Genomic DNA, 14,409 nt, shown 5'->3' with positions numbered 1-14,409 from the left:
TCAGGCTGCGATCTTTTGATCTTGCTTTGGCTTTTGATTTTTTGCCCCTTCGGCAGGCCGAGCGGAGGTGTTCATCCGGGGGGTAGGCGCGCAGCGCCGTTTGGCGAAGCCAAACACATCGAGAGGAGGTGCAGCGCAGCAAACCGTAGGCGATGCCCCCGGATGGGCACCGTAGCGAGGGAACACTGAGCCTCAGCGAAGTGCCGTACGCCGGGGCCAAGCCTTTTGGGTTACCTTTTCGGCGTTTGGAAAAGGTGACTCGCTGTAAGAGCGAAACCGCCAGCGGCAGCACCCGAAAAAACGGATATGCCCCCAACCCACCAAACCCAAACCCCAAAACGCACATACAAAAACGCCCGGCATAAACCGGGCGTCTTGTATTGACTTGATTAACGAGCGCGGTAAGTAATGCGCCCTTTGCTCAAGTCATAGGGCGTCAGCTCGACGCGCACTTTGTCACCGGTAAGAATACGAATGTAGTTCTTGCGCATCTTGCCGGAAATATGCGCGGTTACGACGTGCCCATTTTCCAACTCCACACGAAACATGGTGTTGGGCAGGGTGTCGACGACAGTGCCTTCCATTTCGAAGCTGTCTTCTTTCGACATGCAGTAAAGCCCTCGGTATCCAATGAATGGCCCGGTGCAACTGCGCCAGGCAAAAGCGGCGTGCATTGTGCCCGAAAAATGGGGTTTACGCCAAGGGGTTTACGGCTTGTGTTCAGTTGAGGATGACCCAGCGCTGATTAATCAGCAATTCGATAGGGCGATATTGGGTTTTGTAGTTCATCTTTTTGCAGTTCTTGATCCAGTACCCCAAGTAAACCGCCTCAAGCCCCAGGCGCTGGCTTTCGCCTATCTGCCAAAGGATCGCGTAACGCCCTAGGCTACGGCGCTCTTCATCAGGTTCGTAGAACGTGTACACCGCTGACAAACCGTTAGGGAGCAAATCGGTCACCGCCACCGCCAGCAACCGTCCGTCGAGTCGAAACTCGTAAAACCGCGAGAAGGGCAGGTCGCGCACCAGAAAAGTCGAGAATTGATCACGGCTCGGCGGGTACATATCGCCATCGGCGTGGCGCTGTTCTATGTAGCGCTGGTACAAATCGAAATATTCTTCGCTGAATTTGGGTTTGGCCGGGCGCACCTGTAAATCGGCATTGCGCTTGAAAATACGCTTCTGCTGACGATTGGGGGTGAACTGCGCCACCGGAATGCGCGCAGGCACGCACGCATTGCAGTTCTGGCAATGAGGTCGATACAGATGATCGCCGCTGCGACGAAAGCCCATTTCCGACAGGTCTGCGTAGACATGCACATCCATGGGCTGACTCGGATCGAGAAACAGGGTCGTGGCCTGCTCCTCCGGCAGATAGCTGCAAGAGTGAGGCTGAGTGGCATAGAACTTCAAACGCGCCAACTCGGTCATGATCAACCCTCGGGATAAGCTGGTGAATTAAGTGTAAGCCACGCGCGCAAAAGTCGCTCAGCAAACCCAAGTGGCGTGATTGGGTTGATCGAGGTGCCGGGCCAGATAGTCCGCGAATGCGTGGCGGGGTATCGCCCGCGCACCGAGACTGTGCAGATGATCGGTCGGCATCTGGCAGTCGATCAACACAAAACCCGAGTCTTTCAAGTGGCGCACCAGGGTGGCGAAGCCATATTTGGAAGCGTTATCGGCGCGACTGAACATGGACTCACCAAAAAACAGCTGGCCCATCGCCAAGCCATAAAGTCCGCCGACCAGTTCGCCTTGATCCCAGACTTCCACAGAATGGGCGAACCCGCGTCGATGCAATTCAATGTAGGCATTCTGCATGGCTTCGGTGATCCAGGTGCCGTCGGCGTAGTCCCGTGGCGCGGCGCAGGCGCGGATCACCGCGTCAAAGTCCTGATCGAAGGTGACCTGGTAACGTTCTTGGCGCAGCAATTTGCCGAGGCTGCGCGAGACATGCAGTTCGTCGGGAAACAGCACGGTGCGCGGATCCGGCGACCACCAGAGAATCGGCTGGCCTTCAGAGAACCATGGGAAACAACCATGGCGATAAGCCTGGATCAATCGATCGGCGGACAGATCGCCGCCCGCAGCGAGCAATCCGTTAGGCTCGCGCATGGCCTTTTCCAGTGGCGGAAACGTCAGGGAATTACGTTGTAACCAAGTCAGCATGGCATCCAGGCTTGCAGAAGGGGAGGGCGGTACGGGCCGTTTGGCCCGCGCTAAAGTGTGCCGTTAAATGACCGGAATGTCGTCCAGATACTTCTCGGCATCGAGCGCGGCCATGCAACCGGCGCCGGCCGAGGTCACGGCCTGACGGTAGACATGGTCGGCGACGTCGCCGGCGGCAAACACCCCGGGGATCTCTGTAGCGGTGGCGTCACCGTCGCTGCCGCCCTTGATCCGTAGATAACCGTCGTGCATTGGCAACTGGCCCAGAAACAGGTCGGTGTTGGGTTTGTGACCGATAGCGATGAACACGCCTGCCAAGGCCATTTCGCGGGTTGCGCCGGTATGGCTGTCGCGCAGGCGGGCGCCGGTGACGCCGCTGGCATCGCCGAGCACTTCGTCGAGATTCTGGTTCCAGTGCAGGCGGACATTGCCGTTGGCGGCTTTCTCGAAGAGTTTGTCCTGGAGGATTTTCTCCGAGCGCAGTTTGTCGCGCCGATGGATCAGGTGCACTTCCTTGGCGATGTTCGACAGGTACAGTGCCTCCTCGACAGCGGTATTTCCGCCACCGATCACGGCGACAACCTGATTGCGATAAAAAAAGCCGTCACAGGTCGCGCAAGCGGAAACACCCTTGCCGGCGAAGGCCTCTTCCGAGGGCAGGCCCAGATACTGCGCCGAGGCGCCAGTGGCGATGATCAGCGCGTCACAGGTGTAAGTGCCGCTGTCGCCGATGAGTTCAAACGGGCGTTGCTGCAACTTGGCGGTGTGGATGTGGTCGTAAACGATCTCTGTGGCAAAGCGTTCAGCGTGTTTCTGCATGCGCTCCATCAGCACCGGGCCGGTCAAGCCTTCGACGTCGCCGGGCCAGTTATCGACTTCGACGGTCGTGGTGAGCTGGCCACCGGCCTGTAGCCCGGTGATGACCACGGGTTTGAGGTTGGCGCGGGCGGCATAGACGGCGGCGCTGTAGCCTGCAGGGCCAGAGCCGAGAATGATCAGGCGTGAATGCTTCGCTACGTTCATCAAATACACCTCATAAGCCTTTGTCACAAAAGGTAATGCATGCTCAAATTGAGTCGCAGGTTCTGCGAGTCTGACTATGCTCAACACTGGGGTTTGAAGCATGGCATCGGACGCACAAACCCGTACAATGCCGGGCTGTTACAGAATATTCGCCGCGCGCCGTGTTTATAAAAGCTGCAGCGCAGTGTTAAAAGTAGTCTCAGTTGTGCCCGTCAACTTTTTACCTGCCTGGATTGGGCAGTTTTTTATCGTCATTCAATAGATGGACGCGCCTCGGGCGCAGGAAAAGTAGCGTTTTGAAGAAATCCACCGCAGCACCCAAAACAGTCGTTCCGCTCTGGCGCCAACAGTTGCACTACCGGCTCAAGGAAGGTGCATTGATCGCCATTGGCGCCTTGTGCCTGTTCCTGATGATGGCCTTGCTGACCTATGGCAAGGACGATCCGGGCTGGAGCCACAACAGCAAGATCGACGACGTGCAGAACTTCGGCGGCCCGGCGGGCTCCTACAGCGCCGATATTCTGTTCATGGTGTTGGGTTATTTCGCTTACATCTTCCCGTTGCTGCTGGCGATCAAGGCCTATCAGATCTTCCGTCAGCGCCATGAACCGTGGCAGTGGAGCGGCTGGCTGTTCTCCTGGCGCCTGATCGGTCTGGTGTTTCTGGTGCTGTCCGGCGCTGCGCTGGCGCACATCCATTTCCATGCCGCGACCGGTCTGCCGGCAGGTGCTGGTGGCGCTTTGGGCGAGAGCCTTGGCGATCTGGCGAAGAATGCGCTGAACATTCAGGGCAGCACATTGCTGTTCATTGCGCTGTTCCTGTTCGGCCTGACGGTGTTTACCGACCTGTCGTGGTTCAAGGTGATGGACATTACCGGCAAGATCACCCTCGACCTGTTCGAGCTGTTTCAGGGCGCGCTCAATCGCTGGTGGTCGGCGCGTACCGAACGCAAACAACTGGTTGCGCAACTGCGTGAAGTCGATGATCGCGTGCATGACGTGGTCGCGCCGACGGTCACCGACAAGCGTGAGCAGGCCAAGGTCAAGGAACGATTGATCGAGCGTGAACAAGCGCTGAGCAAGCACATGTCTGACCGCGAGAAACAGGTGCCGCCAGTCATTGCGCCAGCCCCGGCGAAGGCCCCCGAGCCAAGCAAGCGCGTGCAAAAAGAGAAGCAGGCGCCGTTGTTCGTCGACAGCGCCGTCGAAGGCACTTTGCCGCCGATCTCGATTCTCGACCCTGCGGAAAAGAAACAACTCAATTACTCGCCGGAGTCCCTGGCAGCGGTCGGCCACTTGCTGGAGATCAAACTCAAGGAGTTCGGCGTCGAGGTCACGGTGGATTCGATCCATCCGGGCCCGGTGATTACCCGGTACGAAATCCAGCCGGCGGCCGGCGTCAAAGTCAGCCGTATCGCTAACCTGGCGAAAGACCTTGCTCGTTCCCTGGCCGTGACCAGTGTGCGTGTGGTTGAGGTGATTCCGGGCAAGACCACGGTCGGTATCGAGATCCCGAACGAAGACCGGCAGATCGTGCGCTTCTCCGAAGTGCTGTCGACGCCCGAGTACGACAACTTCAAATCGCCGGTTACCTTGGCCTTGGGGCACGATATCGGGGGTAAACCGGTCATCACCGACCTGGCGAAAATGCCGCACTTGCTGGTGGCCGGTACCACCGGTTCCGGTAAATCGGTGGGCGTGAACGCGATGATCCTGTCGATCCTGTTCAAGTCTGGGCCGGAAGACGCCAAGCTGATCATGATCGACCCGAAAATGTTGGAATTGTCGATCTACGAAGGCATTCCGCACTTGCTCTGCCCGGTCGTGACCGATATGAAGGACGCCGCCAATGCCCTGCGCTGGAGCGTTGCCGAGATGGAGCGCCGCTATAAGCTGATGGCAAAAATGGGCGTGCGTAACCTGTCCGGCTTCAACGCCAAGGTCAAGGAAGCCCAGGACGCCGGCGAACCGCTGACTGATCCGTTGTACAAGCGCGAAAGCATCCACGACGAAGCGCCGCTGCTGACCAAGCTGCCGACCATTGTAGTGGTCGTCGACGAATTCGCCGACATGATGATGATCGTCGGCAAGAAGGTCGAAGAACTGATCGCCCGTATCGCCCAGAAGGCGCGTGCCGCCGGTATTCACTTGATCCTTGCGACCCAGCGGCCGTCGGTTGACGTGATCACCGGTCTGATCAAGGCCAACATTCCGACGCGCATGGCGTTCCAGGTGTCGAGCAAGATCGACTCCCGTACGATCATCGATCAGGGCGGTGCCGAACAACTGCTCGGCCACGGTGACATGCTCTACATGCCGCCAGGCACCAGCCTGCCGATCCGCGTTCACGGTGCGTTCGTGTCCGATGAAGAAGTTCACCGTGTGGTCGAGGCGTGGAAACTGCGCGGCGCACCGGAATACAACGACGACATCCTCAACGGTGTCGAAGAGGCGGGCAGCGGTTTTGAAGGCAGCAGCGGTGGCGGCGATGGCGATGATCCTGAAACCGACGCGCTGTACGACGAAGCCGTGCAGTTCGTGCTGGAAAGCCGTCGAGCCTCGATTTCCGCTGTGCAGCGCAAGCTGAAGATCGGTTACAACCGCGCGGCACGGATGATCGAAGCCATGGAAATGGCTGGGGTCGTCACATCAATGAACACCAACGGTTCGCGTGAAGTCCTGGCTCCTGGCCCGGTACGCGACTGATTGCAAAAGCAAGAGGCGGGACAATGATGTGCCGCCGCTCTCCCAACGAGTATTCAAGAGGACTCCCATGCGTCTTATCCGCATGCTGCTGCCAGTATTGGCTTTGACCACACTCACGGCCCACGCCGATGACAAGGACGTGGCTCGTCTGACCCAACTGCTGGAAACATCCAAGACCCTGAGCGCGAACTTTTCGCAGCTGACCCTCGATGGCAGCGGCACTCAGTTGCAGGAAACTACCGGCGACATGACCCTGCAGCGTCCGGGCCTGTTCTACTGGCACACCAATGCGCCGGCCGAGCAGACCATGGTTTCCGACGGCAAGAAGGTCACCCTGTGGGATCCGGATCTGGAACAGGCGACCATCAAGAAGCTCGATGAGCGTCTGACCCAGACCCCGGCGCTGCTGCTGTCCGGTGACGTGTCGAAGATCAGCCAGAGCTTCGACATCAGCGCGAAAGAGGCGGGCGGCGTGATCGACTTCACCCTCAAGCCGAAAACCAAGGACACCCTGTTCGACAACCTGCGCCTGTCGTTCCGCAACGGTCTGCTCAATGACATGCAGCTGATCGACAGTGTCGGCCAGCGCACCAACATCCTGTTCACCGGGGTCAAGGCCAACGAACCAGTGCCAGCCTCGAAATTCAAGTTCGACATCCCCAAGGGTGCGGACGTGATCCAGGAATAAACCCCGGCCCAGTGGCGTTGCCTAGGGGCTTTTTGTGGCGAGGGGATTTAGCGAGACGTCGCACCGCCTCGATGGGCTGCGAAGCAGCCCCAAAACCTGCAACCCGGTTGAGTCAGACGTACCGCGTAGAATGGTTTTACGACTGCTGCGCAGCCGGTCGGGGATAAATCCCCTCACCACAGGGTTCACCAATAGGTTTTCACAGGGTTTTCCACAGAATTCGAAAATCAGAGGTTTCAACGTTACGTGATGGATCTGTTTCGCAGTGCACCGATTGCCCAGCCACTGGCCGCGCGTTTGCGCGCGACCAATCTGGATGAGTACGTCGGTCAGGAGCACTTACTCGCTCGCGGCAAGCCTTTGCGTGAGGCGCTGGAGCAGGGCGCCCTGCATTCGATGATCTTCTGGGGCCCGCCGGGCGTGGGTAAAACCACGTTGGCACGGTTGCTCGCGGAAGTCTCGGACGCGCACTTCGAAACAGTCTCGGCAGTGCTCGCCGGGGTCAAGGAGATCCGTCAGGCCGTTGAAATCGCCAAGCAGCAGGCCGGCCAGTACGGCAAGCGCACGATTCTGTTCGTCGATGAAGTACACCGTTTCAACAAATCCCAGCAGGACGCGTTCCTGCCGTACGTTGAAGACGGCACGCTGATCTTCATCGGCGCTACCACCGAAAACCCTTCGTTTGAACTCAACAACGCCTTGTTGTCGCGTGCCCGCGTCTACGTGCTGAAAAGCCTCGACGAGGCGGCGCTGCGCAAACTGGTGCACCGCGCCCTTACCGAAGAGCGCGGCCTGGGCAAACGCAACCTGACGCTCAACGACGAAGGTTTCCAGATGCTGCTGTCGGCCGCCGATGGCGATGGCCGACGTCTGCTCAATCTGCTGGAAAACGCCTCTGATCTGGCCGAAGACAACAGCGAGATCGGTACCGAGCTCCTGCAAAGTCTGCTCGGCGATACGCGTCGGCGTTTCGACAAGGGCGGCGAAGCGTTCTACGACCAGATCTCGGCGCTGCACAAGTCGGTACGCGGCTCCAACCCCGACGGCGCTTTGTACTGGTTTGCGCGGATGATCGACGGCGGTTGCGATCCGCTGTACCTGGCGCGGCGCGTGGTGCGCATGGCCAGCGAAGACATCGGCAATGCCGATCCCCGCGCGCTGAGCCTTTGCCTCGCCGCATGGGAAGTGCAAGAGCGTCTCGGCAGCCCGGAAGGCGAGTTGGCCGTAGCTCAAGCCATCACCTATCTGGCCTGCGCGCCAAAAAGCAACGCGGTGTACATGGGGTTCAAAACCGCCCTGCGCGCTGCCGCCGAACACGGTTCGCTGGAAGTGCCGCTGCACTTGCGCAATGCGCCGACCAAACTGATGAAGCAATTGGGCTACGGCGACGAATACCGCTACGCCCACGATGAACCGGACGCTTACGCCGCTGGTGAAGACTATTTTCCGGAAGAACTCGAGCCGATCCCGTTCTACCAACCAGTGCCGCGCGGCCTCGAATTGAAGATCGGCGAGAAGCTCAACCACCTCGCGCAACTTGACCGTTTAAGCCCTCGGCAGCGGAGAAAATAGTGCTTCCATTGATCATTGCGGTCTCCGCCGGCGGGGTTGCCGGCACGTTGTTGCGCTTCGCCACTGGCAATTGGATCAACGCCAATTGGCCGCGGCACTTCTATACCGCGACGCTGGCCGTTAATATCGTGGGCTGTCTGCTGATTGGCGTGTTGTACGGCCTGTTTTTGATACGCCCGGAAGTGCCGATCGAGGTGCGCGCCGGGTTGATGGTCGGCTTCCTCGGGGGGCTGACGACTTTTTCATCCTTTTCACTGGATACGGTGCGCCTGCTGGAAAGCGGGCAGGTGCCGCTAGCCCTGGGCTATGCGGCACTCAGCGTATTCGGCGGGCTGCTCGCGACGTGGGCTGGCCTGTCTTTGACCAAACTTTGATAACGAGAAACCGACATGCTCGATTCCAAACTGTTACGTAGCAACCTCCAGGACGTAGCGGACCGCCTGGCTTCCCGTGGCTTTGCCCTGGATACCGCGCGCATCGAAGCGCTGGAAGAACAGCGCAAGACCGTCCAGACCCGCACCGAAGCACTGCAGGCTGAGCGTAACGCGCGTTCCAAATCCATCGGTCAGGCCAAGCAGCGCGGCGAAGACATCGCGCCGTTGATGGCGGACGTCGAGCGTATGGCGGGCGAATTGAGTGCCGGTAAAGTCGAGCTGGACGCGATCCAGACCGAACTGGATTCGATCCTGCTGGGCATCCCGAACCTGCCGCACGAATCCGTTCCGGTCGGCAAAGACGAAGACGACAACGTCGAGGTGCGTCGCTGGGGCACCCCGACTGCGTTCGATTTCGAAGTGAAAGACCACGTTGCCCTGGGCGAGAAGTTCGGCTGGCTGGACTTTGAAACCGCCGCCAAGCTGTCCGGCGCACGTTTCGCGCTGTTGCGTGGCCCGATCGCGCGTCTGCACCGCGCACTGGCGCAGTTCATGATCAACCTGCACGTCAACGAGCACGGCTACGAAGAGGCTTACACGCCTTATCTGGTTCAGGCTCCAGCCCTGCAAGGCACCGGTCAACTGCCGAAGTTCGAAGAAGACCTGTTCAAGATCGCCCGCGAAGGCGAAGCCGATCTGTACCTGATCCCGACCGCCGAAGTGTCGCTGACCAACATCGTTGCTGGCGAAATCGTTGACTCGAAACTGTTGCCGATCAAGTTCGTCGCCCATACCCCGTGCTTCCGCAGCGAAGCCGGCGCGTCGGGTCGCGACACTCGCGGCATGATTCGTCAGCACCAGTTCGACAAAGTTGAAATGGTCCAGATCGTAGAGCCATCGACCTCGATGGAAGCGCTGGAAGGCCTGACCGCCAACGCCGAAAAAGTCCTGCAACTGCTGGGTCTGCCTTATCGCACCCTGGCGCTGTGCACCGGCGATATGGGCTTCAGCGCGGTCAAGACGTACGACCTCGAAGTGTGGATCCCGAGCCAGGACAAGTACCGCGAAATCTCCTCGTGCTCGAACTGCGGCGACTTCCAGGCCCGTCGCATGCAAGCACGTTTCCGTAACCCGGAAACCGGCAAGCCTGAACTGGTACACACCCTGAACGGTTCCGGTCTGGCGGTGGGGCGTACCCTCGTTGCGGTGCTGGAAAACTACCAGCAGGCTGACGGCTCGATCCGTGTGCCGGACGTACTGAAGCCGTACATGGGTGGCCTTGAGGTCATCGGCTAAATGAAATATCTGCCGCTGTTTCACAACCTGCGCGGCAGTCGTGTGTTGGTCGTCGGTGGGGGGGAAATTGCCTTGCGCAAATCCCGCCTGCTGGCCGATGCCGGTGCGCTGCTGCGGGTGGTCGCACCTGAAATCGAAGCGCAACTGCGTGAACTGGTCGTCGCCTCTGGCGGCGAATGCCTGTTGCGCGGTTACGTCGAAGCGGATCTGGACGGTTGCGGGCTGATCATCGCTGCCACTGACGACGAAGCGCTGAACGCACAAGTTTCTTCCGATGCTCATCGCCGCTGTGTACCGGTCAACGTGGTCGACGCGCCTGCCTTGTGCAGCGTGATCTTCCCGGCGATTGTGGATCGCTCGCCGCTTATCGTGGCTATTTCCAGCGGCGGCGATGCGCCAGTGCTGGCGCGGTTGATTCGCGCCAAGATTGAAACCTGGATTCCGTCAACTTACGGCCAATTGGCCGGACTCGCTGCACGTTTTCGTAACCAGGTGAAAAGCCTGTTTCCGGATGTGCAGCAACGTCGTGGGTTTTGGGAAGACGTGTTTCAAGGCCCGATTGCCGATCGGCAACTGGCCGGGCAGGGCGCCGAAGCCGAACGTCTGCTGCAAGCCAAGATCGATGGCGAGGCGGCAGTCACCACCGGTGAGGTGTATTTGGTTGGCGCGGGTCCGGGTGACCCGGATCTGCTGACCTTCAAGGCCTTGCGATTGATGCAGCAGGCCGATGTGGTGCTGTACGACCGTTTGGTCGCCCCAGCGATTATCGAGCTGTGCCGTCGTGATGCCGAGCGGGTTTACGTCGGCAAGCGTCGCGCCGAACATGCTGTGCCGCAGGACCAGATCAACCAGCAACTGGTGGATCTGGCCAAGGCCGGCAAGCGCGTGGTGCGCTTGAAGGGCGGTGATCCGTTCATCTTCGGCCGCGGCGGCGAAGAGATCGAGGAATTGGCAGCTCACGGCATTCCCTTCCAGGTGGTACCGGGCATTACAGCGGCCAGTGGTTGCGCGGCGTATGCCGGGATTCCGCTGACCCATCGTGATTACGCGCAGTCAGTTCGCTTCGTTACCGGGCACTTGAAGGACGGTTCCACCGATCTGCCGTGGGCCGACCTTGTCGCGCCGGCGCAGACGCTGGTGTTCTATATGGGCCTGGTCGGGTTGCCGGTGATTTGTGAGGAGTTGATCAAGCACGGGCGTTCGGCAGATACCCCGGCAGCGCTGATTCAGCAGGGCACCACGGTCAATCAGCGGGTCTTCACCGGCACGCTGGCCGATTTGCCGCGACTGGTGGCGGAGCATGAAGTGCATGCGCCAACGCTGGTGATCGTCGGTGAAGTGGTGCAACTGCGTGAAAAGCTGGCTTGGTTCGAAGGCGCTCAGGCGCAGGTCTGAATACCGAGTCGCCCCATTCGCGAGCAGGCTCGCTCCCACAGGGGATTTGTGCACGACACAGATCCAATGTGGGAGCGAGCCTGCTCGCGAAGAGGCCTGCAAAAACACAGCATCAATCAACCTTGGCGCCAAACCCCTTTGCCAGCCAACCGCGCCCGATCATGGGCCACGGTGAAATCCTGCTCCGGCCCCTTCGGCACGATCCCCGTCGGGTTAATGGTCTTGTGACTGCCGTAGTAATGATTTTTGATGTGCTGGAAATCCACCGTCTCGCCAATCCCCGGCCACTGATACAACTCACGCAACCAGTTCGACAGATTCGGGTAATCGGCAATCCGCCGCAGGTTGCACTTGAAGTGCCCGTGATACACCGCATCAAAACGGATGATCGTGGTGAAGAGGCGAATGTCCGCTTCAGTCAGGTATTCCCCGGTCAGATAGCGGTTGGCGCCTAATACGCGCTCAAGATGATCGAGTTCGGCAAACACCTCATCAAACGCTTCTTCATAAGTCTGTTGCGACGTGGCAAACCCGGCGCGATACACGCCGTTGTTCACCGCTGGATAAATCCGCTCATTCAACGCATCGATTTCCCCGCGCAACGGCGTCGGGTAGAAGTCCAGCTCGTTGCCAGTCAAACCATCAAACGCGCTGTTGAACATGCGGATGATCTCCGCTGACTCGTTGCTGACAATGCGTTTGAGCTTCTTGTCCCACAGCACTGGAACCGTCACGCGACCGGTGTAATCGGCAGTGTCGGCGGTGTAACGCTGGTGCATGAAGTCAAAGCCATCGAGCTTGTCGCCGGTCGAGCCGTGAGCCTTGTCGAAGGTCCAGCCGTTTTCCAGCATCAGCCAGCTGACCACCGAAACGTCGATCAGGCTTTCCAGCTCTTTGAGCTTGCGCAGAATCAGGGTGCGGTGCGCCCAAGGGCAGGCAAGCGACACGTAGAGATGATAGCGCCCGGCTTCGGCGGCAAAACCGCCTTCGCCACTTGGGCCAGGTTGGCCGTCAGCGGTAACCCAGTTGCGCCGTTTTGCCTGTTCGCGCTGAAACGCGCCGTCCTTGCTGCTTTCGTACCACTTGTCCTGCCAGTGGCCATCAACGAGTAAACCCATGATCAAGACTCCACAATCCAATAAACGTTGGAGCCGAGTCTATGCCCATGAGTTCGAACGAAAAGCGCAAAGATCGGGCGCCTATGATCGATTAAATCGATTTATCCCGTGCGGCCCAGTATTGTTCGGCGGTTTCGAAAGCCTGTTCACGGGATTGACCGAGGCCGCGCAAGGCCAGGGCCATGGTCGAAATCAGGGCCATTTGCGGATAACTGTCGACCACGTCGCCACGCCACACGGCTTTCAAATGCTCAACGTCCAGCGATGCCGGTTTGACGTGGCGTTGCGCCGACAATTGCGGCCATTCCTCGTCCCAGCTTTCGCCGCCGGTGGTGCCGTAGAGGTGACTGTCGGCATCCGGGTTGATCTCGATTTCGCCGCCGTCGCCCTTGACCACAATCGCCGTGTCGCCGAGCAGGCCACTGGCATCACGGTGCACGGCCTGATAGCCGGGGTGGAAGATGCTTTGCAGGCCACAACGTGCGCCCAGCGGGTTGAGAATCCGCGCCAGCGAATGAATCGGCGAACGCAGACCCAAGGTGTTGCGCAGGTCGATCATGTTCTGCAGCTGTGGCGCCCAGTCCAGCAACGGCATGAACGCCAGACCACCGTTATCCAGTGCTGAGCCGACCTGCTGCCAGTTACGGCACAAAGGGATATTCAATTCGCCGAGCAATTGCTCGCTGTACAGGCGCCCGGCGGTGTGCGCGCCGCCGCCGTGCATAAAGATGCGCACGCCGTTCTGTGCCAGGCATTTAGCCGCCAGCAAATACCAAGGCAGATGGCGTTTTTTGCCCGCATAGGTCGGCCAGTCCAGATCGACATTCAGGGCTGGCGCCTGCAAGCGTTCGCGCAGGGCCTCGGTAAAACCGGCCATTTCCTCGGCGCTTTCTTCCTTGTGCCGCAGCAGCATCAGGAATGCACCTAACTGGGTGTCTTCGACCTTGTCGTCGAGCACCATGCCCATGGCTTCCCGGGCCTCTTCACGGGTCAGGTCGCGGGCGCCACGTTTACCCTTGCCGAGGATGCGCACGAATTGGGCGAACGGATGCTCGGCGGGCGTTTCGAGGGTCAGTGCTGGAAAGTCGGTCATAAGCAATTCGTCGGTTTGGGCAGGCCCGCCAGTTTCGCGGCGAGTTTGGCGGGGGTGCCTTTGAACAGTCGGTTCAGGTGCAGGCTGTTGCCTTTGTCCGGGCCGAGTTTGAGTGCGGTGTACTTGATCAATGGCCGCGTGGCCGGGGACAGCTGGAATTCGGCATAAAAGCTGCGCAGCAGTTCGAGGACTTCCCAGTGTTCGGCGGTCAACTCGATTTCTTCGGCAGCAGCGAGGGCGCTGGCGACATCGTGCGACCAATCGCTCAGGTCGACGAGGAAGCCGTCCTTGTCCAGTTCGATGGCGCGGGCGCCGACGGTCATGGAGTTCATAGCCAACTGTTGACCTTGTCATGGTGGATCGACAGTTCGACGAAGGCCGGGTAATCGATGGCTTCGGCCCAGTCCGGGACCTGCACGGCGCGCGCCTGAGCGTCTTCGGTCAGCACGAGCAATTTGATCTGGCGGCTTTGCAGCGCCAAGAACGGCGCGGTGCCGGGTTGCAGCGCGTAGGCCGCGTCACCGCACAGCAACACAGCATCAGCGCTGCCGAGCAAGCGCAGGCAACTGTTGAGGCGATCGTCGCCGAATGGGGAATGAGACAACACATGCAAAGTCGACATCAGAGGGTGATCACCTGGTCGTAACGGTCAATAAGCGCGGTGATTTGCTCGGCTGCGAGCGGCTGCGCCGCGTCCAGGGACAGATCGGCGAGACTGCGAGTGCTGGCGCTGTCGGCGCAGTAAAACAACTCTTCGACGCCAAACATCGGCAGCGCTTGCAGATTGGCGCTGAGGTCTTTTTGTTGCAACGCCTTGGCGTTTTGCCCGGCTGCGAGTTGCAGCACGCCGTCGTCCAGAAACAGCAGGCCGATCGGCAGATCGAACGCGCCGCCAGCGAGCACGATGTCCAGGGCTTCGCGGGCACCGGGGCCGGACCACGGCGATTGACGGCTGATGATCAACAGGGACTTGGCCATC

General features: G+C 59.6%; 15 protein-coding genes. 6 read left to right on the top strand and 9 right to left on the bottom strand.

The window, feature by feature from the left end; genetic code table 11:
- Window positions 1-389: 389 nt before the first annotated feature.
- The 4 genes from infA to trxB form a co-directional block, all read right to left on the bottom strand.
- Window positions 390-608, bottom strand: a complete 219-nt coding sequence (gene infA / locus JFT91_RS15590; protein WP_002553999.1) for a translation initiation factor IF-1 — start codon at window positions 606-608, stop codon at window positions 390-392.
- A 112-nt stretch (window positions 609-720) separates the two neighbouring features.
- Entirely contained in the window at window positions 721-1,428 is a 708-nt protein-coding gene (locus JFT91_RS15585) for an arginyltransferase (protein WP_201148846.1), read from the bottom strand.
- A 57-nt stretch (window positions 1,429-1,485) separates the two neighbouring features.
- Window positions 1,486-2,166, bottom strand: coding sequence for a leucyl/phenylalanyl-tRNA--protein transferase (gene aat, locus JFT91_RS15580; protein ID WP_201226364.1), 681 nt, complete (start codon window positions 2,164-2,166; stop codon window positions 1,486-1,488).
- A gap of 63 nt (window positions 2,167-2,229) precedes the next feature.
- A complete protein-coding gene (gene trxB, locus JFT91_RS15575; protein WP_201232945.1) occupies window positions 2,230-3,189 on the bottom strand; it encodes a thioredoxin-disulfide reductase in 960 nt (319 codons plus the stop codon).
- Window positions 3,190-3,485: 296 nt separating this feature from the next.
- On the opposite strand from trxB, the gene JFT91_RS15570 reads away from it, so the two are divergent.
- The 6 genes from JFT91_RS15570 to cysG all read left to right on the top strand — a co-directional run bounded on the left by JFT91_RS15570 (window position 3,486) and on the right by cysG (window position 11,219).
- The gene (locus tag JFT91_RS15570; RefSeq protein ID WP_201232944.1) at window positions 3,486-5,894 is read left to right on the top strand and encodes a DNA translocase FtsK; all 2,409 of its coding nucleotides are present in this window, start codon (window positions 3,486-3,488) and stop codon (window positions 5,892-5,894) included.
- 67 nt (window positions 5,895-5,961) lie between these two features.
- Window positions 5,962-6,582 (top strand): outer membrane lipoprotein periplasmic chaperone LolA, encoded by a 621-nt coding sequence (gene lolA, locus JFT91_RS15565; protein WP_008087013.1) that lies wholly within the window; start codon window positions 5,962-5,964, stop codon window positions 6,580-6,582.
- A gap of 249 nt (window positions 6,583-6,831) precedes the next feature.
- Window positions 6,832-8,154 carry a replication-associated recombination protein A gene (locus JFT91_RS15560; RefSeq protein WP_201226361.1) on the top strand — a complete coding sequence of 441 codons (1,323 nt, stop codon included), beginning with the start codon at window positions 6,832-6,834 and terminating at the stop codon, window positions 8,152-8,154.
- Window positions 8,154-8,528 (top strand): fluoride efflux transporter CrcB, encoded by a 375-nt coding sequence (gene crcB / locus JFT91_RS15555; protein ID WP_053121588.1) that lies wholly within the window; start codon window positions 8,154-8,156, stop codon window positions 8,526-8,528. Before JFT91_RS15560 ends, crcB begins: the two co-directional genes overlap by 1 nt.
- A 15-nt stretch (window positions 8,529-8,543) precedes the next feature.
- Window positions 8,544-9,824, top strand: a complete 1,281-nt coding sequence (gene serS / locus JFT91_RS15550) for a serine--tRNA ligase (protein ID WP_007908080.1) — start codon at window positions 8,544-8,546, stop codon at window positions 9,822-9,824.
- Window positions 9,825-11,219, top strand: a complete 1,395-nt coding sequence (cysG, locus tag JFT91_RS15545) for a siroheme synthase CysG (protein WP_201226360.1) — start codon at window positions 9,825-9,827, stop codon at window positions 11,217-11,219.
- 116 nt (window positions 11,220-11,335) lie between these two features.
- On the opposite strand, the gene JFT91_RS15540 is transcribed toward cysG, so the two are convergent.
- The 5 genes from JFT91_RS15540 to tusC form a co-directional block, all read right to left on the bottom strand.
- Window positions 11,336-12,337, bottom strand: a complete 1,002-nt coding sequence (locus tag JFT91_RS15540; RefSeq protein ID WP_201232943.1) for a glutathione S-transferase family protein — start codon at window positions 12,335-12,337, stop codon at window positions 11,336-11,338.
- 91 nt (window positions 12,338-12,428) lie between these two features.
- The gene (locus JFT91_RS15535) at window positions 12,429-13,430 is read right to left on the bottom strand and encodes a glycosyl transferase family protein (RefSeq protein ID WP_201232942.1); all 1,002 of its coding nucleotides are present in this window, start codon (window positions 13,428-13,430) and stop codon (window positions 12,429-12,431) included.
- Window positions 13,427-13,762: a TusE/DsrC/DsvC family sulfur relay protein gene (locus tag JFT91_RS15530; protein WP_201232941.1), complete on the bottom strand. Its 336-nt coding sequence runs from the start codon at window positions 13,760-13,762 to the stop codon at window positions 13,427-13,429. The genes JFT91_RS15535 and JFT91_RS15530 overlap by 4 nt, the downstream gene beginning before the upstream one ends.
- Window positions 13,759-14,052 carry a sulfurtransferase complex subunit TusB gene (gene tusB, locus JFT91_RS15525; RefSeq protein ID WP_201226356.1) on the bottom strand — a complete coding sequence of 98 codons (294 nt, stop codon included), beginning with the start codon at window positions 14,050-14,052 and terminating at the stop codon, window positions 13,759-13,761. The genes JFT91_RS15530 and tusB overlap by 4 nt, the downstream gene beginning before the upstream one ends.
- Window positions 14,052-14,408: a sulfurtransferase complex subunit TusC gene (gene tusC, locus JFT91_RS15520; protein ID WP_201232940.1), complete on the bottom strand. Its 357-nt coding sequence runs from the start codon at window positions 14,406-14,408 to the stop codon at window positions 14,052-14,054. The genes tusB and tusC overlap by 1 nt, the downstream gene beginning before the upstream one ends.
- Window position 14,409: the final 1 nt, after the last annotated feature.

This window comes from Pseudomonas sp. TH08, from assembly GCF_016651275.1.
Classification (GTDB): domain Bacteria; phylum Pseudomonadota; class Gammaproteobacteria; order Pseudomonadales; family Pseudomonadaceae; genus Aquipseudomonas.
Note: the sequence above shows the minus strand (reverse complement) of the source record. Positions and strands in the feature narration are given on the sequence as shown.

What these genes read in the sequence shown, in the direction of transcription:
- JFT91_RS15585 (WP_201148846.1), bottom strand. Translation starts at nt 1,428, where the DNA reads ATGACCGAGTTGGCGCGTTTGAAGTTCTATGCCACTCAGCCTCACTCT.
- JFT91_RS15535 (WP_201232942.1), bottom strand. Translation starts at nt 13,430, where the DNA reads ATGACCGACTTTCCAGCACTGACCCTCGAAACGCCCGCCGAGCATCCG.
- lolA (WP_008087013.1), top strand. Translation starts at nt 5,962, where the DNA reads ATGCGTCTTATCCGCATGCTGCTGCCAGTATTGGCTTTGACCACACTC.
- JFT91_RS15540 (WP_201232943.1), bottom strand. Translation starts at nt 12,337, where the DNA reads ATGGGTTTACTCGTTGATGGCCACTGGCAGGACAAGTGGTACGAAAGC.
- serS (WP_007908080.1), top strand. Translation starts at nt 8,544, where the DNA reads ATGCTCGATTCCAAACTGTTACGTAGCAACCTCCAGGACGTAGCGGAC.
- tusB (WP_201226356.1), bottom strand. Translation starts at nt 14,052, where the DNA reads ATGTCGACTTTGCATGTGTTGTCTCATTCCCCATTCGGCGACGATCGC.
- infA (WP_002553999.1), bottom strand. Translation starts at nt 608, where the DNA reads ATGTCGAAAGAAGACAGCTTCGAAATGGAAGGCACTGTCGTCGACACC.
- JFT91_RS15560 (WP_201226361.1), top strand. Translation starts at nt 6,832, where the DNA reads ATGGATCTGTTTCGCAGTGCACCGATTGCCCAGCCACTGGCCGCGCGT.
- JFT91_RS15530 (WP_201232941.1), bottom strand. Translation starts at nt 13,762, where the DNA reads ATGAACTCCATGACCGTCGGCGCCCGCGCCATCGAACTGGACAAGGAC.
- cysG (WP_201226360.1), top strand. Translation starts at nt 9,825, where the DNA reads ATGAAATATCTGCCGCTGTTTCACAACCTGCGCGGCAGTCGTGTGTTG.
- tusC (WP_201232940.1), bottom strand. Translation starts at nt 14,408, where the DNA reads ATGGCCAAGTCCCTGTTGATCATCAGCCGTCAATCGCCGTGGTCCGGC.
- aat (WP_201226364.1), bottom strand. Translation starts at nt 2,166, where the DNA reads ATGCTGACTTGGTTACAACGTAATTCCCTGACGTTTCCGCCACTGGAA.
- trxB (WP_201232945.1), bottom strand. Translation starts at nt 3,189, where the DNA reads ATGAACGTAGCGAAGCATTCACGCCTGATCATTCTCGGCTCTGGCCCT.